This is a genomic window from Microbulbifer sp. ABF4_148 (genome assembly GCF_056158985.1).
The window spans coordinates 1,614,286-1,635,739 of record NZ_JBSWUI010000001.1 but is presented as its reverse complement, the minus strand read 5'-3'; the positions used below and the strand labels follow the sequence as shown (position 1 = coordinate 1,635,739).

17 protein-coding genes and 2 tRNA genes are annotated in these 21,454 nt (G+C 57.8%); 6 read left to right on the top strand and 13 right to left on the bottom strand.

Translation table 11 applies throughout. The features are described 5' to 3' along the window. The first annotated feature begins 422 nt into the window (after window positions 1-422). The 5 genes from pcnB (at window position 423) to ACXAD0_RS06995 (ending at window position 4,640) form a co-directional block, all read left to right on the top strand. The gene (gene pcnB, locus ACXAD0_RS07015; RefSeq protein ID WP_475087654.1) at window positions 423-1,772 is read left to right on the top strand and encodes a polynucleotide adenylyltransferase PcnB; all 1,350 of its coding nucleotides are present in this window, start codon (window positions 423-425) and stop codon (window positions 1,770-1,772) included. An 11-nt stretch (window positions 1,773-1,783) separates the two neighbouring features. Beyond that, on the top strand, window positions 1,784-2,260 hold the full coding sequence (gene folK / locus ACXAD0_RS07010) for a 2-amino-4-hydroxy-6-hydroxymethyldihydropteridine diphosphokinase (RefSeq protein WP_475087653.1): 477 nt from the start codon (window positions 1,784-1,786) through the stop codon (window positions 2,258-2,260). A 78-nt stretch (window positions 2,261-2,338) separates the two neighbouring features. Further along, window positions 2,339-3,013, top strand: a complete 675-nt coding sequence (locus tag ACXAD0_RS07005) for a deoxynucleoside kinase (RefSeq protein WP_475090330.1) — start codon at window positions 2,339-2,341, stop codon at window positions 3,011-3,013. A 5-nt stretch (window positions 3,014-3,018) separates the two neighbouring features. After that, window positions 3,019-3,834 carry a 3-methyl-2-oxobutanoate hydroxymethyltransferase gene (gene panB / locus ACXAD0_RS07000; RefSeq protein ID WP_475087652.1) on the top strand — a complete coding sequence of 272 codons (816 nt, stop codon included), beginning with the start codon at window positions 3,019-3,021 and terminating at the stop codon, window positions 3,832-3,834. A gap of 14 nt (window positions 3,835-3,848) precedes the next feature. Further along, on the top strand, window positions 3,849-4,640 hold the full coding sequence (locus ACXAD0_RS06995; RefSeq protein ID WP_475087651.1) for an acyl-CoA thioesterase: 792 nt from the start codon (window positions 3,849-3,851) through the stop codon (window positions 4,638-4,640). 20 nt (window positions 4,641-4,660) lie between these two features. Here the strand turns inward: ACXAD0_RS06995 and ACXAD0_RS06990 are convergent, their stop codons facing one another. From ACXAD0_RS06990 to ACXAD0_RS06930, 13 genes are all read right to left on the bottom strand, one after another. Further along, window positions 4,661-5,533: a D-hexose-6-phosphate mutarotase gene (locus ACXAD0_RS06990; protein ID WP_475087650.1), complete on the bottom strand. Its 873-nt coding sequence runs from the start codon at window positions 5,531-5,533 to the stop codon at window positions 4,661-4,663. A gap of 67 nt (window positions 5,534-5,600) precedes the next feature. Then, entirely contained in the window at window positions 5,601-6,014 is a 414-nt protein-coding gene (locus tag ACXAD0_RS06985) for a GFA family protein (RefSeq protein ID WP_475087649.1), read from the bottom strand. Further along, the gene (locus ACXAD0_RS06980; protein WP_475087648.1) at window positions 6,004-6,648 is read right to left on the bottom strand and encodes a hypothetical protein; all 645 of its coding nucleotides are present in this window, start codon (window positions 6,646-6,648) and stop codon (window positions 6,004-6,006) included. The genes ACXAD0_RS06985 and ACXAD0_RS06980 overlap by 11 nt, the downstream gene beginning before the upstream one ends. 145 nt (window positions 6,649-6,793) lie before the next feature. Beyond that, a complete protein-coding gene (locus ACXAD0_RS06975; protein ID WP_475087647.1) occupies window positions 6,794-9,781 on the bottom strand; it encodes an outer membrane beta-barrel protein in 2,988 nt (995 codons plus the stop codon). A gap of 626 nt (window positions 9,782-10,407) precedes the next feature. Then, the gene (gene pnp / locus ACXAD0_RS06970; RefSeq protein WP_475087646.1) at window positions 10,408-12,519 is read right to left on the bottom strand and encodes a polyribonucleotide nucleotidyltransferase; all 2,112 of its coding nucleotides are present in this window, start codon (window positions 12,517-12,519) and stop codon (window positions 10,408-10,410) included. A 255-nt stretch (window positions 12,520-12,774) separates the two neighbouring features. Continuing rightward, window positions 12,775-13,044 (bottom strand): 30S ribosomal protein S15, encoded by a 270-nt coding sequence (gene rpsO, locus ACXAD0_RS06965; protein WP_020412406.1) that lies wholly within the window; start codon window positions 13,042-13,044, stop codon window positions 12,775-12,777. 240 nt (window positions 13,045-13,284) lie between these two features. Continuing rightward, window positions 13,285-14,229: a tRNA pseudouridine(55) synthase TruB gene (gene truB, locus ACXAD0_RS06960; protein ID WP_475087645.1), complete on the bottom strand. Its 945-nt coding sequence runs from the start codon at window positions 14,227-14,229 to the stop codon at window positions 13,285-13,287. A gap of 2 nt (window positions 14,230-14,231) precedes the next feature. Then, complete coding sequence (gene rbfA, locus ACXAD0_RS06955) at window positions 14,232-14,639, bottom strand: 30S ribosome-binding factor RbfA (RefSeq protein ID WP_475087644.1); 408 nt, start codon at window positions 14,637-14,639, stop codon at window positions 14,232-14,234. Between the two features lie 101 nt (window positions 14,640-14,740). Then, window positions 14,741-17,488: a translation initiation factor IF-2 gene (gene infB, locus ACXAD0_RS06950; protein ID WP_475087643.1), complete on the bottom strand. Its 2,748-nt coding sequence runs from the start codon at window positions 17,486-17,488 to the stop codon at window positions 14,741-14,743. A 107-nt stretch (window positions 17,489-17,595) separates the two neighbouring features. Continuing rightward, window positions 17,596-19,098 carry a transcription termination factor NusA gene (nusA, locus tag ACXAD0_RS06945; RefSeq protein ID WP_475087642.1) on the bottom strand — a complete coding sequence of 501 codons (1,503 nt, stop codon included), beginning with the start codon at window positions 19,096-19,098 and terminating at the stop codon, window positions 17,596-17,598. 79 nt (window positions 19,099-19,177) lie between these two features. Continuing rightward, window positions 19,178-19,642, bottom strand: a complete 465-nt coding sequence (gene rimP, locus ACXAD0_RS06940; protein WP_475087641.1) for a ribosome maturation factor RimP — start codon at window positions 19,640-19,642, stop codon at window positions 19,178-19,180. A gap of 255 nt (window positions 19,643-19,897) precedes the next feature. Then, window positions 19,898-19,974, bottom strand: a tRNA-Met gene (locus ACXAD0_RS06935). An 11-nt stretch (window positions 19,975-19,985) separates the two neighbouring features. Further along, window positions 19,986-20,062: transfer RNA gene (locus tag ACXAD0_RS06930), tRNA-Met, on the bottom strand. Window positions 20,063-20,414: 352 nt separating this feature from the next. Here ACXAD0_RS06930 and ACXAD0_RS06925 point away from each other — a divergent pair. After that, a complete protein-coding gene (locus ACXAD0_RS06925; RefSeq protein ID WP_475087640.1) occupies window positions 20,415-21,440 on the top strand; it encodes a zinc-binding alcohol dehydrogenase family protein in 1,026 nt (341 codons plus the stop codon). Window positions 21,441-21,454: the final 14 nt, after the last annotated feature.

The window sequence follows — 21,454 nt, the reverse complement described above, 5'->3', positions numbered from 1 at the left end:
AATAACAATAAACAATAAGAATAACGTTAAGAAAAACAATAAAGCTTCAAGCTGTAATAAAAAGAAAAACCACAAGCGCGTTACAAACTGACTGATTGTACCTGGGAGAGGGTGTTTGCCTAACGGCAAATTGAGAGCGCAAGGAAGCCGCTGCCTTCATCTGCAATAACAATAAATCCCTGTGACATCTTAGAGCACTGGATACGGGCCCAAGGCCCGTACAGTTGTTTCCCCCGTTCCCATTTCGCCACGCCGACAGGCTGTACGCGCATACTTGAGTACTCCCCCAACTTGGTCCCGACTGCCTGATTCACCCGACCATAGGCGGCACCGTGGTCTGCTGTGTTAGAATCCCGCCCTTTACCAACACCGGGGTTCCCGCACGTCAATTCGACGATCGCAAGCCTGTACTAACTAGCCGTATGTTCAATTCCCTGATCAGCAGCATCAAGCGCTGGCGCAAGCCGGTTGGCAAGACCGGACCTCGCATCGTGCCACGCGACGAGCACACTATTTCTCGCCGTGACATCAGTCGGGCAGCACTCACCGTCATGAAGAGACTGCAGGAGGCCGGTTTTCAGGCCTACATCGTCGGCGGTGGCGTGCGCGACCTGATGCTCGGTGGCCATCCGAAGGATTTCGATGTCGCCACTGACGCCACCCCGGAAGAGGCCAAGCGCCTGTTTCGCGGTGCGCGCATCGTCGGCCGACGGTTCCGTATCCTCCACGCCCGTATCGGCCGCGAGATCATTGAGGTGACCACCTTCCGCGGACACCATAGTGAGGGCGAGTCCCACGAAGCACAGCAGTCGGAACAGGGCATGCTGCTGCGGGATAACGTCTACGGCGACCTGGAAAGCGATGCCATCCGCCGGGACTTCACCGTCAACGCGCTCTACTACACCACCGACGGCTTTGCGATCCACGACTACACCGGCGGTGTCCGTGATATCGAGGCGCGCCAGATCCGCATGATTGGCGACCCCACTACCCGCTACAAGGAAGATCCGGTCCGCATGCTGCGCGCCGTGCGGTTTGCTGCCAAGCTGGACTTTGAAATTGAACGCAAGACCGCAGCACCGCTGGCAGAGCTGGCGCCACTGCTGCGCAACATTGCGGCGGCACGCCTGTTCGACGAGGTGCTCAAGCTGTTACTGGGCGGGCACGCGGAAAAAACCTTTACCCTGCTGCACCAGTACGGCCTCTGGCAACACCTGTTCCCGGACAATGCTGCCCGGCTCAAGGATCCAGTGGCGAAAACACTGACCGTGCTGGCGCTCCGCAACACCGATCAACGCGTGCAGGCCGACAAGCCCGTTACACCGGCCTTCCTGTACGCGGCGTTGCTGTGGCCGGCGGTCCTGCATGAACAGAGCAAGCTGGCCGACAAGGGCACCCCGCCCGTGCCAGCACTGGCAGCCGCCGCGCAAAAAGTCAGCGGGTCACAACAGGCCCACACGGCCATTCCCAAGCGATTCTCCATGCCGATGCGGGAGATCTGGGATATGCAGCTGCGTCTGCCCCGTCGCAATGGGGAGCGCGCACAGCGCCTGCGCGAACACCCGCGTTTTCGCGCTGCCTACGACTTCCTGCTGCTGCGGGAAGAGTCGGGTGAGATCGAACCCGGCCTTGGCCAATGGTGGACCGATTACCAGAATACCGACGAGGAAGGCCGGGAGAAGCTGGTGCGCGGACTGCAGCGAAACCCGCGCGGCAGCCGCGGTGGCCGCAAACGTCGTCGTGGACCACGGCGGAGTCCGAAGGAAGACTGAGGCCAGAAGCGATGGCAAGATGCTTTATTGGTCTGGGCAGTAACCTGTCAGCACCGGCAGCGCAACTCCAGGCAGCACTCGCCGCGATGGATGCGATGGCGGAGTCTAACTTGGGCAAGGTATCCAGTTTTTACTGTAGTGCCGCGGTGGGGCCGGGAGAGCAACCGGACTACGTCAATGCCGTCGCGGAACTGGAAACCACGTTGCCCCCATTGTCGCTATTGCGCGCCCTGCAGCACATCGAGTCGGAACAGGGTCGCGAGCGCAACATTCGCTGGGGTGCACGCACACTGGACCTGGATATCCTGCTGTACGATGATCTGCAGATCGATGAGGCAGACCTGCAGGTACCCCATCCGCGGATGGCAGAGCGTAATTTCGTGCTGATCCCCCTGCAGGAAATTGCACCTGAACTGGTCCTGCCCAATGGCAATCGGATCGAACAGCTGGTGGCTCAGTGCCCGGACAATCGCTTGCAAAAACTCTGAATACACAGGTGTATGTCGTGCGCAATGTTGGCAACTGCGCAACGGTTCAGAATGACAAAGGAGTAACACCCAGTGGTAATCAATAACGACGAAGAGCCCATTGTCGATTTTTCTGCAGCCAACCCCCCGCGATTTATCGCCGTCGAGGGGAATATCGGAGTGGGCAAGACCACTCTCGCCAAAAAGCTCGCAACAACCTTTAACTACGATACCCTGCTCGAACTCCCCGAAGAGAATCCGTTCCTCGAGCGCTTCTACCGCGACGAGAAGAGTGCGGCGCTCCCGACCCAGTTGCACTTCCTGCTGCAGCGGTCACAGCAGATCCAGTCGCTGCGCCAGGATGACCTGTTCAAACCCGTGCGTGTGGCGGACTTCCTGATCGAAAAAGACCGTCTCTTTGCCGAAGTCACACTCGACGCCGATGAACTGCAGCTTTACCGCCAGGTGTATCAGCACCTGACCCTGGAAGCGCCCAAGCCCGACCTGGTGATCTACCTTCAGGCTCCCCTCAGCGTCCTGCAGGACCGCATACGAACGCGTGGCATTGCCGCCGAACGTTCCATCAGCAACGACTACCTCGCCACGCTGAATGAGGCCTACACCCAGTTTTTCCATTATTACGACGAGGCGCCGCTGCTGATCGTCAACAGTGAGGATATCGATATCGTCGATCGGCCCGACGATTATCACCAGCTGGTCGAATACATGCTCTCGATAAAAAGCGGCCGCCATTACTACAACCCGGGGAACTGATTGTTATGCCCTACTCTGCCTCCGAACTTACCAAGCCCATCACTGTACAGACACTGCGTCGGATGAAAGACGCCAGTGAAAAGTTTATTACCGTTGCCCTGTACGACGCACCGATGGCTGCCATGGCACAGAAAACTGGTGTCGAAGTGCTGCTGGTAGGAGATTCCCTGGGCATGACAGTGCTGGGTTACGACAGCACCATCCCGGTCACCATGGAGCAAATGATTTATCACGTGGAGGCGGTTGCTCGCGGGAACAAGAAGTCCCTGATCATGGGGGACATGCCCTTCATGACCTACGCCACGCCGGAGCAAGCACTCACCAATGCCACCCGTATCATGCAGGCGGGTGCGCACATGGTAAAAATTGAAGGCGGCGCCTGGCTGGCAGACACCGTGCGGATGCTCACCGACCGCGGAATCCCGGTCTGTGCTCATCTGGGACTCACACCGCAATCCGTCCACAAGCTCGGCGGGTTCCGCGTGCAGGGACGTGACGAGGACACCGCAGGCGCGATTCTCAACGATGCCACCCTACTGGACGAAGCCGGCGCAGACCTGCTGGTGCTGGAGTGTGTGCCGGCAGAGCTGGCCAAGCGCATTACCAGGGCCGTCAGCATGCCCACAATTGGCATCGGTGCAGGACGCGAGACAGACGCCCAGGTGCTGGTCATCAATGACATCCTCGGGCTCACGGAAAAGCCGCCGAAATTTTCCAAGAACTTCCTGGTGGAAGCCGGTGATATCCCCGGGGCCCTGCGCAAGTACGCCGAAGACGTTAAAACCGGTGTATTCCCGAGCGACGCCCACACCTTCAGCTAATCAAGCCGAATCGCATGCAATTTCATCAGCTACTGCTCGACAGCCGTTCACAGACTGCGACCATTCCCCCGGACTGGAGCCAGGGGCGAGCGACCTTTGGCGGGCTGACCACCGCCATGCTGTATGCACACCTCTCGCAGGCGGTCGCTGCCGATGCCACGCTGCGCTCCATTACCTTTTCCTTTGTCGCCCCTGTTGCGGTGGGGCCGGTAGAGATGCAGCGGGATATCTTGCGTGCGGGGCGCTCGGTCACCCAGGTCGAGGCGCGCATGTCCCAGAATGGGCAGGTGGTTCTGGCCGCTCTGGCCAGCTTTGGCGCGGGGCGAGCCTCCAGCGTCAAACTCGGCAGCGGTTCCGCGCCCGATTTCCCCTCCCCTGATACGGGCACAGAACTACCCTACATAGCGGGCGTAGTACCCGAATTCACGCGTAAGTTCGATTACCGTATCACCGCCGGTGGCCTGCCGTTTTCAGCCAGTAAAGAGCGCCGCTTTGGTGGATGGGTACGTTTCAGTCCGGGGCAAGATAGCGAGGAGCAAGTCGGCATCGCATCACTGCTTGCCCTGATCGATGCGTGGCCGCCCGCGACCATCACCCTGCTGTCGCAACCGGCACCCGTCAGTTCCCTGACGTGGACAGTGGAGTTTATTGAGCCACTGCCACCCATGCGTTGCGGAGAGTGGTGGCAATACCTGGCCGAGGTGGAGCAGGCAGACGACGGTTATGGTGTCATCGCCGCCCGTTTGTGGAGCCCACAGGGAGCGCTGGTAGCATTCTCACGCCAGACCGTAACGGTGTTCGGGTAGACGCTCGGGAGTAAAGGACCTTAGCGGGACAGCGCCAGTGAAGCAGTGCGTGTCTCCCCACCCTCCAACGTCCAGCTATTCGCAAACGCGTTACCGTGCTCGACGCAGACGTATTCGCGATAGTGCGGCCCCACGTCGGCAAGCGTCGCAGCCAGCTCTGCACCCGGATTCCACGCGATAACGCTATCGCAGTGCTCACTGCTGGCGTTCACCGGATCCACATTCTCAATCACTTGCCAGGCGGGCGCATTTTCATAGGCCCGGTCGACCTCTCCGCGAAACGTCAGGTCCCCTCGCTGAGTGGCGCGGTCCAGCTTCCGGGTATTATCGAGATAGTCGACGCCGTCGAGGCCGGTTACCCGAATCTGCTCAACATCTTCCACGGGGAAATAGGTATGCCACGCCCAGCTGAACTCGGCAGGGGCATCACCCAGGTTCTGCAAAGCCAACTGCAGAGACAGCTCGTTGCCCAGTGACATGGTCACCGTACAGGCAAATGGTGTGGGGAAAACACCGTCCCCTTCGTGGCGAAACCCGAAGACCATTTCGACCTGGCCGCCACTGTCAAAGTTGGTCTGCTCCAACAGCCACTCGCTGGTGCGGGCAATTCCATGCTTCGGCTTCGCCGGATCCTCACGATGGATACCAAACCAGGGCAGGCACAGTGGAATGCCGCCGCGCACAGCTTTGCCACGCGCGAACTCAGCCAGCGGGCTCAGCCACAAAATCGGCGCGCGCCCGGCAGCCTGGAACTCCAGCAGCTGCGCCCCCTGTTTGGCAATCACGGCACGACAGGCCGGTGACTCGACAAGAATCAGGTCGAGGCCCGGCTTGCCATAGAGGGCGCCGCTATCGGTATGGTGGATCCACGCCTGCAAAGGGTTGTCAGTCAACGTCACGTCCTTGGTTATTCTCTGATATTCGTTAGCGGCACCGCGCAGTACCGAAAGCCCTGCGCTGCTAGCCCGGCTTGCTCAGGTGGGCCAACGCCCCGGCATTCTGCTCCCAGTTCTGCCCGTCAAACGGCTCCAGCTTGACCGCATCAGGCGCTTTGTCCAGGCAACGCAGGTTCAGGCTGTAACCATCGGGGTTCGAACGGGGCACATAAAAAGACTTGACCCCACAGTGGCGACAAAAATAATGCTTGGCCACACCGGTATTGAAGGTGTAGCAACTGAGCGCCTCATCGCCTTGCAACAGCTCGAAATCTGCGGCGGAAACGATCACATGCTGAAAGCCAAGCTTGTGGCACATCGAGCAATTGCACTCATGCACGACCAAGGGAGCGGTACCACTCCGTGGGCTGCGCGCACGAAAACGCACGGCGCCACAATGGCACCCGCCTTCCAGCAGCCAATGGGCATCATGACTCATGGGGAAGCTTCCTTTCGAACAGCGGGATGGCATAGATCAACGTCAACACCGCACCCGCCAAGAGCAGGTGGAACCAGTTCAGCCGTGCCAACCCCAGCAGGCGTGTCGCGCTGGTGCCCACGAAAAGCGAGGCAACTAACACCAGGCATGCCCCGATCAACAACAGGATGGCCATCGGGCGTGGCAGCCAGCGGGCCTCCAAAAGCAGCGACAATGCGACCAGCAACCAGGCAACGATACCCACGGATGAAAAGAGTGTGCTGACCTGACCGGCGGGCATGAACTCGCTAGCTGCCAGTCCGGCGCCAATCAATAGGGTAATGACGGCATAGGCAGCGCCGCGGGAAGTGCCGCCCAGGCCGGGGCAAAATCGCATCCATGCCAGGGCCAGCCCCACCAGTGCGAAGGTCAGGAAACCGGAGAGATTGGAGAGTGCGCGGTGCAGGTCAGTGATATAGGGGTTGATACCATAGCGGTATGCGCCCACCGAGGCGGCCAGCGCGAGAAACAGCATCGCCGCCACCACCAGTAACGCCACAGGGCGACGGTGATCTCGGGCAACAAACCAGTACTGGCTTGCTACCAGCAGCGCAGCAAGCGCGAGCAACACTTCTGCCAGCCAAAAATTCCTCAAACTTCCTCTCCCGAAGGGGTCTGAAAGACCAATGAGCGGGATTCTAGCGAAGTTGGAGAAAAATTACCCCTTCCAACAAAAATGCCCCGGCAAGCCGGGGCAATCAAAGCTCTCCCTGGGGGAGAGCACAACGATGGAGAGAATCTTAGAAATCCATACCCAGTGACAACTGCAGACGACGCGGATTGTAGTAACTGCTCGGCTTACCAAAGTCCTCGTCGTTGACAACCGGGTTGTAGTTATAGCCTGTCTGGTTGTCGAACACGTTAAACAAATCCGCACGGAACTTCATGGTGTAGCCAGAGAAAAGTTCAAGATCCTGGGTGTAATTCAGGTCCAACTGCCAGTGAGAATCGGTTCGACGGCTGCCAGCTCTCTCTGCGTAGCGGATCGTATTAGACGAGTAGCCATACAGAGAGCCGTCCCACGCCTCCCAGGGATCTCCAGACTGGTACAACAGGAAGGCGCCCACGTTGGCTTGCCAGTCCAGCGTGTACTGTCCAAACACCTTGAAGACGTTCGGCTTGTCGCCGTGCAGGGTGCCGTCCTTCAGGTCCCACAGCTGTCGACCACGACCATCCGCCAGATTAGAGGAGCCAACAAAAGTGGCCTGGTCGTTATTGGTGGTCGTGTTGTCCTGGTCAAAGTTACCGCGGTAGCGACTGCGCGTGTAAGAGGCATTCACATAGGTGCGCTCACCGATCCAGGAGGCCTCAACACTGAATTCCAGGTATTTGGTGTAGGCATCGTCCAGCGCGGCAATCACATAGGAAGAACCACTACCGATCTGATCGCGCCAATCATCCAGCTCGGGGATATAAAGCCCTTTTGCTGCGATATCATCCGGTACGCAGATCTCTCCATTGGGCCCTGGACCCTGATAACAACCGTAAAATTCACGGGTACCGTTCCAGGTATCTTCCCAGAAATTAGAACCCTCGCTGTAGCGGATATGTGAGCGCAGACTGATACCGTTTTCGAACTCCTTGGCAGTACCGATGGTCAGCTCGTCCACACGACGTGGCTTAATGCCATCCTCGAAGAATTTACCGGAGGAACCGGCGCGCGCTTCGGAGTCAATAAAGTCACCATTTTGGTCCCAGTACACGTTCAACAGTGCTGCGGAATTACGGTCCCACGATGCGGCGCGAGCCAGTGACGAGACGTCAGGGTTATACTGGGCGAAGCTGGCAAATACGGTATCCACGCCGTTGTAAGCCCAGGTGACACCGAGGCGTGGCTGGATCATATCCGCCCAGTCAACTTGATGCATTTCGTACTTGTTGCCCGGCGCCGCTTCGAAGCCAGAAATGGTATTGGCCTTTCTCAGCCCCTGACCAAATAACGTGTCCTGGCTGATCATCACACCCACATCAAACACAAAATCTCGCCAGCTGATGGAATCGTTGATCTCGAAGTTTTGCGTTTCAATATAGGAATTGATGGACGGAACTCGCGAGCCGTCTGCCATCACAAAGCTCATTTGCTCCGTAAGCGCCTGGAAGGCCGCATTATCCGGAGCGTCTGCATCTGCCGCACCGTCGATCACGCCTACCAGACCCCAGCCGTTAGAGGTACGCGCCAGTTCTTCCTGACCTTCAGAGAACTGGTAACCGATGTGCACATCATGGGTTGTCTCACCCCAGTCAAAGGTATGATCCAGGGCCACCTCAAACGATTCGTTGTAGAAATTTTGCGTGCTGTACTGGTAGTAGCCGCCGACCGCGCCACTGCCTACGAGCACACCTTCATCCCCGACGTAACCGTGCTGGTTGATGTAGGGCTGAACAAAGGCATTCCACTCAGCGTCTCCATCCCTGACAGTTGGGACAACGAAGTAACCCATCTGATCCAGATTAGCCAGATCCAGACTCGCACCGAAAGCTGGCTGCACACCCAGCTTAGTATCCGGTACAGCTGAAGTTTCCAGCGCGTAGTCACTGTACTGGAAAGAAAGGGTGGTGGAGTCATTAATCACCCACGCACCATCCAGGGAGAAGATGTCCTGTAAGGATTCCTCACCCACAGAAACGGAATCTGCTTCATCAAAGGAAATCGAAGCCCCCTGATTCACACGCTCAGAAGTCCGGTAAGACATGTTGAGCAGTACGTCATCGATCGGTGCGTAGGTCAGCTTGCCGAAATACTCGTCCCGCTCACTGCTGTAATCTTTGGTCGGACCATAGGCGGTTTCTTTGTTATCACGCTCTTCACGTGGACCGTAGTAGGACCCGAAGAAGAACAGCTGGTCTTCAATAATCGGGCCGCCCACACTAGTGGTGACCCAGTTGTAGCTGGTATCGTCTTTAACACCCTCTTCGTTTTTCTCGCGCATATCCGCTGTCTGGAAGGTGTAGTCGATACTACCTTTGAACTCATTGGTGCCTGACTTTGTCTTGGTGTTAACGGCAAAGCCCGCGGCACGCTTGAACCCAATGGCTTTCGCCGCGCCACGCTCGATGGACATCTGCTCGACGTCTTGGCTGGAAGGCTCTGCAGAGAGAACACCGAACAGCGGCAGCGTGACATTCACACCACCAAACTTGAACACGTTGTCCTGACCACTGCCACCTGCGCTCGGGCCGCGAACAGAGTTTTCGGTATACTGAACACCCGGGATCAGTTTCATCATGTCACGAAAGTCCTGGCCTACCGGCAAGGCTTCAATCACATCAGCGTCAATTGCATTAGAGAGTGCACCGTTTCCTTCGTAGGCAAGCGCTTCGCCCACAACTTCGATTTCCTCAACACCCTCTTCGGGCGCCATCACTATGGTGACCGTAGACTCCTGATCCAGAAGGACGCGAGCAGGAACGGATCGGGTAACACCATCTTCAGAGGTAAAAGTCAGGGTATAGGAGCCGGGGATCAGCGCGGGCAGTCGGAACTCACCATCACTATCAGTGGTTGCGGTACGGCCGCGAGGCATTACCGAGCTCGTGGCTTTTACAGTAACACCAGCAGCTTCAGTGCCCTTGCCATCCAGGTACACCTGACCCTCGATACTACCGGTCTGCTGCGCGAGGGCGTTTGCAGACAGCAACACGCCAGCAGTTAAGGCGACGGCACGGGAGCCGGCGGCGAGGCCACGGATTCGCTCAAATGAGCGACTGAGTGCTTTCTTTTGGAACATAAGCTGATCTCCAGGAAGTTGTCGTTGAATGCGCAGCAGAGAGGGTCCAGCTTGTGGTTTCAGGCAGCTCGAATCAGCCTGCCTGTGCCCCCAAATACCCAAAGCACCACCCCTACCCCAACGGTGGCGCCTCTACGTTATTTTTTACTTCGGGCCGACGAGCCTCGTTGCTCCATCGAGGCCCAAAGCAGAATTAATTATTTATTTGATGAATAAATATACAAAGGAATATCTTATTCAACGAGAGCCATTGTGCGAGATTTTTTTATGACAGGCGAGTAGATATCGGATGAAAATACCGATAAATAGTCACTTAAGACAAATAAAGTCAGAAATTTGCGACCAAAAGTGGTAATAACGCGCCAATTAGATCAGCAGTGAGGAAATCTGTTTAACGCGGGTCAAAACCATCCGAGCAGTAACACAGCCTGAATAGCGTACAGTGACACAGCGTGACAAAAGGAATAAATCATTCCAGGCATTCGTCAACCGAAGGCCTGACATTTGTTATTACTCTCCTCATAACATGCGGACTAGGGACTGCGGATCAGTCCGGGCACCTTGCGAGCGCCCACAAAAAAACCCGGCGCAAGCGCCGGGTTTTTTTGTCAGGATAAAGCTGGGGATCAGGCTTCGCCCTGCTCCTCGCCCGCTTCCTGCTCGGCCTTGGCTTCCTTGATAGAAAGCTTGATACGGCCACGCTGATCAACGTCGAGTACCTTAACGAATACCTTCTGGCCTTCGCTCAGGTAGTCAGTTACGGCGTTAACGCGTTCTTCTGCAATCTGGGAGATGTGCACGAGGCCATCTTTACCCGGCAGGAAGTTCACGAATGCGCCGAAGTCGACGATACGAACCACGGTACCCTCGTAAATCGCACCAATCTCTGCTTCCGCAGTGATTTCCTCGATACGGGTTACCGCAGCCTCGAGGCTCTCGCCGTCTTCACCAAAAACTTTCACGGTGCCATCGTCTTCAATATCGATGGTCGCACCGGTGTCTTCGGTAATGGAGCGAATGGTCGCACCGCCCTTGCCGATCACGTCGCGGATCTTGTCCGGATGGATCTTCAGGGTTGCGTAGCGCGGGGCATTCTCGTTAACCACATCGCGGGAAGCACCGATGACCTTGTTCATCTCGGCCAGGATGTGCAGACGTGCATGCAGTGCCTGCTCCAGCGCAGTCTCCATGATCTCTTCGGTAATACCTTCGATCTTGATGTCCATCTGCAGAGCAGTCACACCAGAAGCGGTACCGGCTACCTTAAAGTCCATATCGCCCAGGTGGTCTTCGTCACCCAGGATATCGGTCAGAACCGCGTAACCTTCGTCTTCCTTCACCAGACCCATTGCGATACCCGCAACCGGCGCTTTCAGCGGTACACCAGCGTCCATCAGGGCAAGGCTGGAGCCACACACGGAAGCCATGGAGCTGGAACCGTTGGATTCGGTGATTTCGGAAACGACACGTAGGGTGTACGGGAATTCTTCCGGGTTCGGCAGTACCGCAGCGATACCGCGACGTGCCAGGCGGCCGTGGCCAATTTCACGACGACCAGTCGCACCGACACGGCCCGCTTCACCGACGGAGTAGGGCGGGAAGTTGTAGTGCAGCATAAAGTAGTCTTTACGCTCACCTTCCAGCGCGTCGATGATCTGAGCATCACGGGTGGCACCAAGGGTGGAAACAACCAGGGCCTGGGTTTCACCACGGGTAAACAGGGCAGAGCCGTGGCCTTTCGGCAGCACGCCAACTTCTACACTGATCGGGCGTACAGTCTTGTTGTCGCGGCCATCGATACGCGGCTCGCCACGTACCACAGCACCACGTACGGTTTTCTTCTCGAGCTTGCCGAAGTAGCCCTTTACAGTGCCTTCATCGAGCTCTTCGCTGGACAGCGCTTCAGCAGCTTCGTTACGCAGCTCACCCAGAGCCGCAGTACGCTGCTGCTTGTCGGTGATCTTGTAGGCTTCTGCCACTTTGCCACCGAACTGGGCTTCCAGAGCGGCTTTCAGTTCGCTGTTCTCAGCTTCTGGCTGCCAGTCCCAGGTCGGTTTGCCCGCTTCTGCTTTCAGCTCTTCACAAACCTTGATGATGGCCTGCATTTCCTGGTGGGCGTACAGCACCGCACCCAGCATGATGTCTTCCGGCAGCTCTTTGGCTTCGGATTCGACCATCAGGACCGCATCCTTGGTACCGGCCACAACCATGTCCAGCTCGGAGGTCGCGAGGGCACTGTAAGTCGGGTTCAGCAGGTAGCCGTCCGCCTGGGTGTAACCTACGCGCGCTGCACCAATTGGGCCAGCGAACGGGATACCGGAAACAGACAGGGCTGCGGAAGTACCGATCATGGCAGCGATATCGGGATCAACGTCCTTCTCAGCAGACAGGACGGTACACATCACCTGAACTTCGTTCAGGAAGCCGTTCGGGAACAGCGGACGGATCGGACGGTCGATCAGTCGGGAGGTCAGGGTTTCTTTCTCAGAAGGACGGCCTTCACGCTTGAAGAAACCACCGGGGATCTTACCGGCGGCGTAGGCCTTCTCCTGATAATGTACGGACAGCGGGAAGAAGCCCTGGTCAGGCCGGGCTTCCTTGGCGCCAACAACGGTACACAGCACTACGGTCTCACCCATGGTGACCAGGGCAGCACCGGTTGCCTGGCGCGCAATGCGGCCGGTTTCGATGGTGACCTGATTCTGGCCGTACTGGAAAGTTTTGCTTACTGGATTCACTAGTTTTTCCTATTTCCTTTCGGTTGCTGGCCCATTCCAGCAACCCCTACAAGCGGTCCAAAATTCCTCAGGACCGCGATGAAGCGGTACGGGATGTACCGCCACCGGCTGCAGCCGGTGCGAGCAGCGAACAGCCGGCAGAATCATACTTCTGCGCCAGATGCTCGATGCGACTGTTTCCTGGCAGCAGGGACACTGCCAGAAAACAAAACCGTAAAAAGAAGAATGCCCGCCAGAGGCGGGCATTCAAGGGTCTTAACGACGCAGGCCGAGCTTGGCGATCAGCTGTGCGTAACGGTTCAGATCCTTGCGCTTCAGGTAGTCCAGCAGCTTGCGACGCTGGTTTACCATGCGGATCAGGCCACGACGGGAGTGGTGATCCTGCTTGTGGGCAGAAAAGTGCCCCTGAAGCTTGTTGATGTTGGCGGTCAGCAGGGCTACCTGGACTTCCGGAGAACCGGTATCGCCTTCAGATTGGCCGTGCTCTTTCAGGATGGCTGCTTTTTCAACTGCAGTCAGTGCCATAACGAATTACCTCGTCGTAATATGCTTTGAAGATTCGGCTGGCCCGTGCATATTTACAGACCAGCTAATGCCTAATGATTAAAAACACCCATCCTGGCTGTTTTCAATCGTCGCCCTGCCGGGGCTGCACAGGTACGCGGACCTGCTTGCCCCGGCGGGCTCGCGCCAGCCACCGCTGGCGGGCGGTACGTCCTTGTACCGCCATACGTTCAGAGCAAGTTGACCAGCCAGACAGCGGGGTCAATCGCCGCTTTTTACCAGACGCCGGGGCGCGACGCACCCGTCATCAGTAATCTCTCCTACGCCTAGAAAATCGCCACTTTCCAGGAAGAGGCGCACCATATCACCTTCTTCTCCCAGGCGGTAGACCTGAAGGTCCATTACCGGCTGTCCCTGGCGTACATAGTAGCCTGTGCTGTCCGGAAGTATCAGTTTCGGCAAGCCGCCCGCCGGTGCATCGACAGGAAGTAGGTGGTGATCCAGCTCCTCCGCCCTGCCCTCGCCACGCTCTTCCTCGAGCTCGGCCAGCGTAATCGCGTCAGCTTCATCGAAGGGACCCGCGGCACTGCGGTGCAGTTCCTCGACATGTGCACCCACGCCCAAGGCTTCACCGAGGTCCTCCGCGAGGCTACGCACATAGGTACCCTTGGAGCAATGCACCTCAATCTCGGCGCGCGGCATCGGACCAGGCGTGAAACTCAGCAGCTCGTACTCGAAGATTTCAACTTCGCGCGGCTCCCGCTCCACTTCCAGCCCCTGGCGCGCGAGCTTATACAGTGGCTGCCCCTTATGCTTCAGCGCCGAGTACATGGACGGCACCTGCTTGATCACACCACGAAACTGATCCATCGCCTCAAGTACCTGCGCTTCGGTCAGCGCTGACGCATCTGTGGTCGCAATGACATCGCCATCGGCATCGCCGCTGGCGGTCGTCATGCCGAAGCAGAAGGTGCTGCGGTAGCGTTTGTCCGCATCCAGCAGGTACTGGGAAAACTTAGTGGCCTCGCCGAAACACACCGGCAAAACACCAGTCGCCAGGGGGTCCAGCGCACCCGTATGGCCTGCTCGATTGGCGAAGAACAGTCGTTTCGCTTTCTGCAGGGCGTCGTTGGCAGTAATTCCGGCGGGCTTGTTCAAAAGCAGAACGCCGTTAACTGCACGGCCCCATTTTGGTCTGCGCCCCATGATTACTTCTCGCTGTCGCCCTCGTCACTGCCGTCTTCGTCGGCATGGTTGCGATCGGCTTTGACCGCCTTGTCGATCAGGGCAGAAAGTTCCTGGCCCCGCACCGATGTCTCGTCGTAGCGGAACTGCAGACGTGGCACGGTGCGCATTTGCATCACGCGCGCCAACTGGCTACGCAGAAAGCCGGCCGCCTTGTTCAACGCGTCCATCGAGTCATTGATGCGCGTGCGGTCGTCTTCGCCCACAAAAGTAACGAACACCTTGGCGGAAGCGAGGTCTCGGCTGACTTCAACGTCATTCACATTGACCATGCCGAGGCGCGGATCGCGCACTTCCTGCTGAATCAGCAGAGACAGCTCGCGACGCATGGCGTCGGCGACCCGGTCTGCACGGTGGAATTCTCTTGCCATCGGTTACCTGTCTTGAATGGCCCTAAACGGTTTCGCCCGCAGGTGGATTCCGCCGCATTTACGGAGGTCCAGCTGCGGGCGAGTCCCGGTCAACGCGTGAATTACAGTTCGCGCGCTACCTTAACGATATCGTAGACCTCAATTTGGTCTCCGGATTTGACGTCGTTGTAATCCTTAACGCCAATACCACATTCCATGCCGTTACGGACTTCCTGGACGTCGTCCTTGAAGCGACGCAGGGACTCCAGCTCACCCTGGTAGATCACCACGTTGTCCCGCAGAACCCGGATCGGCTTGCTGCGGTATACGGTACCTTCGGTCACCATACAGCCGGCAATGGCGCCAAACTTTGGAGAGCGGAATACGTCGCGAACTTGGGCAATACCCACGATTTCTTCGCGGACTTCTGGCTCCAGCATGCCGGACAGCGCCTGCTTCACTTCGTCGAGCAGGTTGTAGATTACGCTGTAGTAGCGAATCTCTACATTTTCGGCCTCGGCAGTCCTGCGCGCAGCAACATCGGCACGAGTGTTAAAACCAATCACAATCGCGCCTGAGGTCAGGGCCAGGTTGATATCATTCTCGGCGATACCACCCACACCACTGGAAACCACATTGACGGATACTTCTTCGTTGCCGATATCGGCCAGCGCAGAAAGAATCGCTTCGAGAGAACCGCGCACGTCTGCCTTCAGAACAACCGGCAGGACCTTGCGCTCACCCGCTTCCATATCGGCAAACATGTTCTCGAGCTTGGCCGCCTGCTGGCGACGCATACGCTCGCGACGCTCGCTATCGGCGCGCTGCTCCGCCACTTCACGCGCTTTGCGCTCGTTGGCAACGACCATGAAATCATCACCGGCATTCGGTGTGCTATCCAGACCCAGCAGCTCGACCGGAGTAGACGGACCCGCTTCCTTGACGCTCTTGCCAAGTTCATTGGTCATCGCCCGCACACGACCATAGCTCTGGCCGGCCAGTACGATATCGCCTCGGTTCAGGTCACCGTTCTGGACCAGCAGGGTGGCGACAACACCACGACCTTTTTCCAGACGGGACTCAATGACAACGCCGCGCGCCGGAACACCGACTTCTGCCTTGAGCTCGAGCATCTCAGCCTGCAGGGAGATGGCTTCGAGCAATTCGTCAATGCCCTGACCGGTATGCGCAGATACCTCGATAAACTGGGTATCACCGCCCCAGTCTTCCGGAATCACTTCTTTCGCTGCCAGCTCGTTCTTCACACGATCCGGATCAGCTGCCTCTTTATCACACTTGTTGATGGCCACAACCAGCGGCACACCAGCAGCCTTGGCGTGCTGGATCGCTTCCTCGGTCTGCGGCATCACACCATCATCGGCGGCCACTACCAGGATGACCACGTCGGTCGCCTGGGCACCGCGGGCGCGCATCGCGGTAAACGCGGCGTGTCCCGGTGTATCCAGGAAGGTGATTTCACCCTGGCTGGTCTTAACGCGGTACGCACCGATATGCTGGGTAATACCACCGGCCTCACCAGAAGCCACTTTCGCTTCGCGAATGTAATCCAGCAGCGACGTCTTACCGTGGTCGACGTGACCCATCACCGTCACAACCGGCGCACGGGAAACTTCCTTACCGGAAGCCTGCTCGACTTCTGCCATCAGGCTGTCTTCCAGCTCAGTCTCGGAACGCAGCACCACAGTGTGGCCTAGTTCTTCGACCAGCAAGGTCGCGGTATCGCGATCCAGTGCCTGGTTGATGGTGACCATTTCGCCCATTTTCATCAGGCGCTTGATCAGCTCACCAGCCTTCATATTCAACTGCTTGGCCAGTTCGCCAACAGTAATGGTTTCACCCAACTGGACTTCGTACACCTGTTTTCCTGTCGGCCGTTTGAAGCCGTGTGTGTTCTTGATCTTGAGGGTCGGGCGCGACAGAGAACGCGTACTGCGCTTTTCGTCCTCGTCCTCGAAAACTTCCAGCGCCTGATCGTACAGAGCGGTCTTGCTGGATTTCTTCGGTCCCCCTTTGGGCGCACGACGACTGCGGCGCTTGCGTGGTTCTTCCTCTTCGCTCGGCGCAGCCTCGGTGGGCGCGGCCTCTATCTTGCGACGCAGGGAAGGCTTGGCCTTGGTGGTATCAGCCTTGGCGGTGCGTTTTTCTTCCGCCGCACGACGTTCTTCTTCTGCGCGTGCCTTCTTCTCTTCTAGCTCTTTGGCATCGCGGGCGTCCTGCTCTTTGCGACGTTCCATCGCGGCAATACGCATTGCCTCAATATCATCCACATAGCTGGAACGCACAGGCGCCGGCTGTTCTGCAGGCTTCTCTGCCGCCGGCTCCGCGGCTTGTTCTTCACTGGCCGCCTGAACAGCTTGCGCCTCTGCCGCTGCTTTCGCGGCAGCTTCCGCTTCAGCCGCAGCACGCGCTTCTTCAGCCGCTCGCTCGGCTTCCTGACGCTCACGCTCCGCCTGCTCTGCGCGCAGGCGCTCCTGTTCGGCCTGCGCTGCCGCCGCGGCTTCCTGCTCTGCGCTGGCCGCTTCTGGCGCCTCCGCGGTAGCTTCTTCCGCTTCAGGACGTTTTACGTAGGTGCGCTTCTTCCGCACTTCGACATTGACGGTCTTACGGCCAGTGCCCGAGCCGGTTTTCAACGTCGTCGTGGTCTTGCGCTTGAGGGTAATTTTGCGAGGTGCCGCCTCCTTATCCCCGTGAATCGTCTTCAGGAATTTGAGCAGGACCTGCTTCTCCTCATCCGACACAACTGCGTCGACGGAGTCATGGGGCAAACCCGCTTCTTTCATCTGCTTGAGCAGACGCTCCTCGGTGGCACCAACCGATTTGGCGAGTTCGCTAACTGTTACTTCGGCCATTCTCTCTCCTAAAAGTCACTTGGTCGGAGGTTTTCTTTTCTCAATTTACATGACGGTGTCCCGTTGGGCCCCTCAACAGGGCCCCACTACTGGAGGTAAAGCGATGCTTATGCCTCGTCACCACTGTCATCGGCAAACCAGGGTTCGCGCGCTTTCATGATCAGCGCTGCGGCTCGCTCCTGGTCAACCCCCTCGATATCCAGCAGATCATCAACCGCTTGCTCTGCCAGGTCTTCCATGGTCGCAATGCCACGGCTTGCCAGCTGGTAGGCCAGCTGACGATCCATACCTTCCATACCCAGCAGGTCTTCCTGCGGTTCGGAGGCATCCAATTTTTCCTCTGAGGCCAACGCCTGAGTCAGCAGGGCGTCCTTGGCACGGGCGCGCAGCTCTTCAGCGATTTCCTCGTCGAAGCCCTCAATACCGATCATTTCCTCAATGGGTACGTAGGCGACCTCTTCCAGAGAAGTGAAGCCCTCTTCCACCAGCACGCCAGCCACGTCCTCGTCGATATCCAGACGTTCCATGAAGACTTCCATGATACTGCCGGACTCGGCTTCCTGCTTCGCCTGCCACTCGTCAACGCCCATGACATTGATCTGCCACTGGGTCAGCTCGGAAGCAAGGCGCACATTCTGGCCACTGCGGCCAATTGCCATCGCGAGGTTCTCCTCCGCCACAGCCACATCCATAGAGCCGGCGTCTTCGTCCACCACGATGGACTCGATTTCTGCCGGGGCCATGGCATTGATCACGAACTGGGCCGGGTTCTCGTCCCACAGGACGATATCCACACGCTCACCAGACAGCTCATTGGAGACCGCCTGTACACGCGCACCGCGCATGCCCACACAGGCACCGACCGGATCGATACGACCATCATTGGTGTTCACTGCAATCTTGGCGCGCAGACCCGGATCACGGGCAGCGCCCTTGATCTCGATGACCTGCTCGGCAATCTCCGGCACTTCAATGCGGAACAGCTCAATCAGCATTTCCGGGCAGGAGCGGCTCAGCATCAACTGCGGGCCCCGGGCCTCTGGATCGATCTGCAGCAGGATGGCACGTACCCGGTCTCCCAGACGGAAGATCTCACGACCCACCAGCTGGTCCCGCGGCAGACGGGCTTCCGCGTTATTGCCGAGGTCAACAGCAATAAAGTCGCGGGTGACTTTCTTTACGGTACCACTCAGCATTTCGCCAACGCGGTCGCGATATTCCTCAACCACCTTGGCGCGCTCGGCTTCTCGAACCTTCTGCACGATCACCTGCTTGGCGGTCTGTGCGGCGATACGGCCGAACTCGACATTCTCTACCTGTTCGCGGTAAACGTCACCGGCTTTCAGCTCGGGATCTTTCTCGGCAGCCTCTTCCAGGGTGAACTGGGTACCCAGTTCCGCCAGAGTGTCGTCATCGACAACCTCCCAGCTACGGAAGGTCTCATAATCACCGTTACTGCGATCGATGATGACTTCAACGGTGGATTCCTCGTCGTAGCGCTTCTTGGCCGCGGTGGCGAGTGCCGCCTCAATGGCCTGGAAGATGATTTCCTGATCAACGCCTTTCTCGTTGGAAACCGCCTCAGCTACCAGCAAGATCTCTTTATTCATGCAGCTGTGCCTCTAATTCGCCTGATCCCAGGCGCCTACTCGTTACTCAGAACTGGTCGATGCTCAGTAAACTGAGCCGTTATTTGGAAAACTGGGGAATGATATTCGCTTTCTCAATGCTGTCGATCGGCAACAGGTATTCGTTCTCGCTGTCGACCCGCAACACGATCTCATCCCCCTCAACACCGGCAAGTAATCCCCGCCATTTGCGCTGACCATCAAGCGGCATACGCAGGCGTACTTCTACCTGGGCGCCGAGAAAACGCTGGTAATGCTCCAGCTGGTACAGCGGGCGATCCATACCCGGAGAAGAAACCTCCAGGGTGTAGTTGCCGCTGATGGGATCCTCTACATCCAGTACCGCACTTGCCTGACGACTGACTTTTTCACAGTCCTCAACAGCGATTCCCTCGTCGGAATCGATATAAATCCGCAACAAAGCATTGCGGCCGTGGGTCTGGTACTCAATACCCCACAGCTCGCAGCCCAGTGAAGCTACCACTGGCGCCAGAAGTTGTTCCAGCTGTTCGCGCTTGCTCGCCATCTTTATCACCACATTACCGGCTGGGGTTTCTTGTCTCTTGGTAGGCTCGCGTGGAAATCCGTCATTTCCAAGCCAGAAACCAACTTATCAACCCCACAAACAAAAAATGGGCTGGGAAGCCCGGCCCACGGTCCGAATGTCAAACCGCGGCGCCTACTTCCGGCCCATTCGGATGCCGTATCCGGCAGATACGAAAAAGCCCCTAACAGGGGCTTCAAACGCGGAATACTAACACATACTGCAGTATTCCAAATTTGGTAGCGGGGGCAGGATTTGAACCTACGACCTTCGGGTTATGAGCCCGACGAGCTACCAGGCTGCTCCACCCCGCATCAACTCTTTTTGGTAGCGGGGGCAGGATTTGAACCTACGACCTTCGGGTTATGAGCCCGACGAGCTACCAGGCTGCTCCACCCCGCACCAGCTTGAGAAGCAAAGCCTGGTTGTCTTTACTTCCCTGCGGTGGGTCACCCCAACCGCTCAAGAGGCTGCGCATTCTATTGGCGCGGCCTCAGGGAGTCAAGACACTTTTGGCATTCATTTACACTTTGCCCGCTTCTCGCCCTGGCCCCAATTATAGGTGGCGACTCGGGGTATAGGTAGCAATCGCGACAGCACGGGCCAGCGACCGTATTGACCCGTAAAAACCCATCCCGTCAGCGCGCATACTGGCGCGAATGCCATCAAAAAGGCTAAGCTGACGGTTCCACGAGAATGGCGGGCCGGGATTTGCCCTCCAGGTGGAACCCAATGCCATGCAGGGAGCACCGCAGTGAAAGCCATCGGTTTTTATCACCACCTTCCGATTCGCGACGAGAAATCGCTGGTCGATCTTTATCTGGACCGCCCTCAGCCCGGCCCCCGCGACTTGCTGGTCTCGGTTCAGGCCATTGCCGTCAATCCGGTTGATACGAAAGTGCGCATGGCACAGGCTGCAGGAAGCCCCGCTGACCCCTCCCCGCGGATCCCCGGCTGGGATGCCGCCGGTGAGGTCATTGCCGTCGGTTCAGACGTGGAACATTACCAGCCCGGGGACCGCGTCTACTATGCAGGCGATATCAACCGTCCCGGCTGCTACGCCGAGATGCAACTGGTCGATGAGCGTATTGTCGGCAGCATGCCAGACAACCTCGACTATGCCGCCGCAGCGGCGATCCCGCTAACTGCACTGACCGCCTGGGAAGCCCTGTTCGAGCGCCTGGCGATCTGCCCAAACGGCGGCAACGCCGGCCAGACGATCCTGCTGGTAGGGGGAGCCGGAGGGGTTGGATCCATCGCCATTCAAATGGCACGCAAGCTGGCGGGACTCAAAGTCTACGCCTCGGCATCCCGCACCAAGTCCAGCGTGTGGATCAAGCAACGGGGCGCACACCATGTCGTCAACCACCGTAACCCGCTCGATAAAGAGTTGCGCGACCACGGCGTTTCCGGCGTCGACTACATCCTGTGCATGAACAACACCGACGAACACTGGCAGGCGATGACCACCGCCATCGCACCACAAGGTCACATTTGCTCGATTGTCGAAAATCGCGAGCCACTGGCGCTGGAGCAGCTCAAGAACAAGAGCGCCTCGTTCAGTTGGGAGTTTATGTTTACCCGCTCAATGTACCGGACCGCCGACATGGCGGTACAAAGAGAGATATTGAATCGGGTAGCTGGACACGTAGAAGAAGACGTTTTGACATCTGCGGTTAATCAGAACCTCGGCACGATCAACGCCAGTAACCTGCGCGAAGCCCACCGATTGCTGGAAAGCGGCAGCACCATTGGCAAGATCGTTCTGCAGGGCTGGTAGCCAGCCCTGCAGAA

Bases quoted from the DNA above. Each gene is read 5' to 3' on its own strand.
- ACXAD0_RS06975 (WP_475087647.1), bottom strand. From the start codon at position 9,781: ATGTTCCAAAAGAAAGCACTCAGTCGCTCATTTGAGCGAATCCGTGGC.
- infB (WP_475087643.1), bottom strand. From the start codon at position 17,488: ATGGCCGAAGTAACAGTTAGCGAACTCGCCAAATCGGTTGGTGCCACC.
- folK (WP_475087653.1), top strand. From the start codon at position 1,784: ATGGCAAGATGCTTTATTGGTCTGGGCAGTAACCTGTCAGCACCGGCA.
- panB (WP_475087652.1), top strand. From the start codon at position 3,019: ATGCCCTACTCTGCCTCCGAACTTACCAAGCCCATCACTGTACAGACA.
- truB (WP_475087645.1), bottom strand. From the start codon at position 14,229: ATGGGGCGCAGACCAAAATGGGGCCGTGCAGTTAACGGCGTTCTGCTT.
- rbfA (WP_475087644.1), bottom strand. From the start codon at position 14,639: ATGGCAAGAGAATTCCACCGTGCAGACCGGGTCGCCGACGCCATGCGT.
- nusA (WP_475087642.1), bottom strand. From the start codon at position 19,098: ATGAATAAAGAGATCTTGCTGGTAGCTGAGGCGGTTTCCAACGAGAAA.
- rpsO (WP_020412406.1), bottom strand. From the start codon at position 13,044: ATGGCACTGACTGCAGTTGAAAAAGCAGCCATCCTGAAAGAGCACGGC.
- ACXAD0_RS06995 (WP_475087651.1), top strand. From the start codon at position 3,849: ATGCAATTTCATCAGCTACTGCTCGACAGCCGTTCACAGACTGCGACC.
- rimP (WP_475087641.1), bottom strand. From the start codon at position 19,642: ATGGCGAGCAAGCGCGAACAGCTGGAACAACTTCTGGCGCCAGTGGTA.
- pcnB (WP_475087654.1), top strand. From the start codon at position 423: ATGTTCAATTCCCTGATCAGCAGCATCAAGCGCTGGCGCAAGCCGGTT.
- ACXAD0_RS06985 (WP_475087649.1), bottom strand. From the start codon at position 6,014: ATGAGTCATGATGCCCATTGGCTGCTGGAAGGCGGGTGCCATTGTGGC.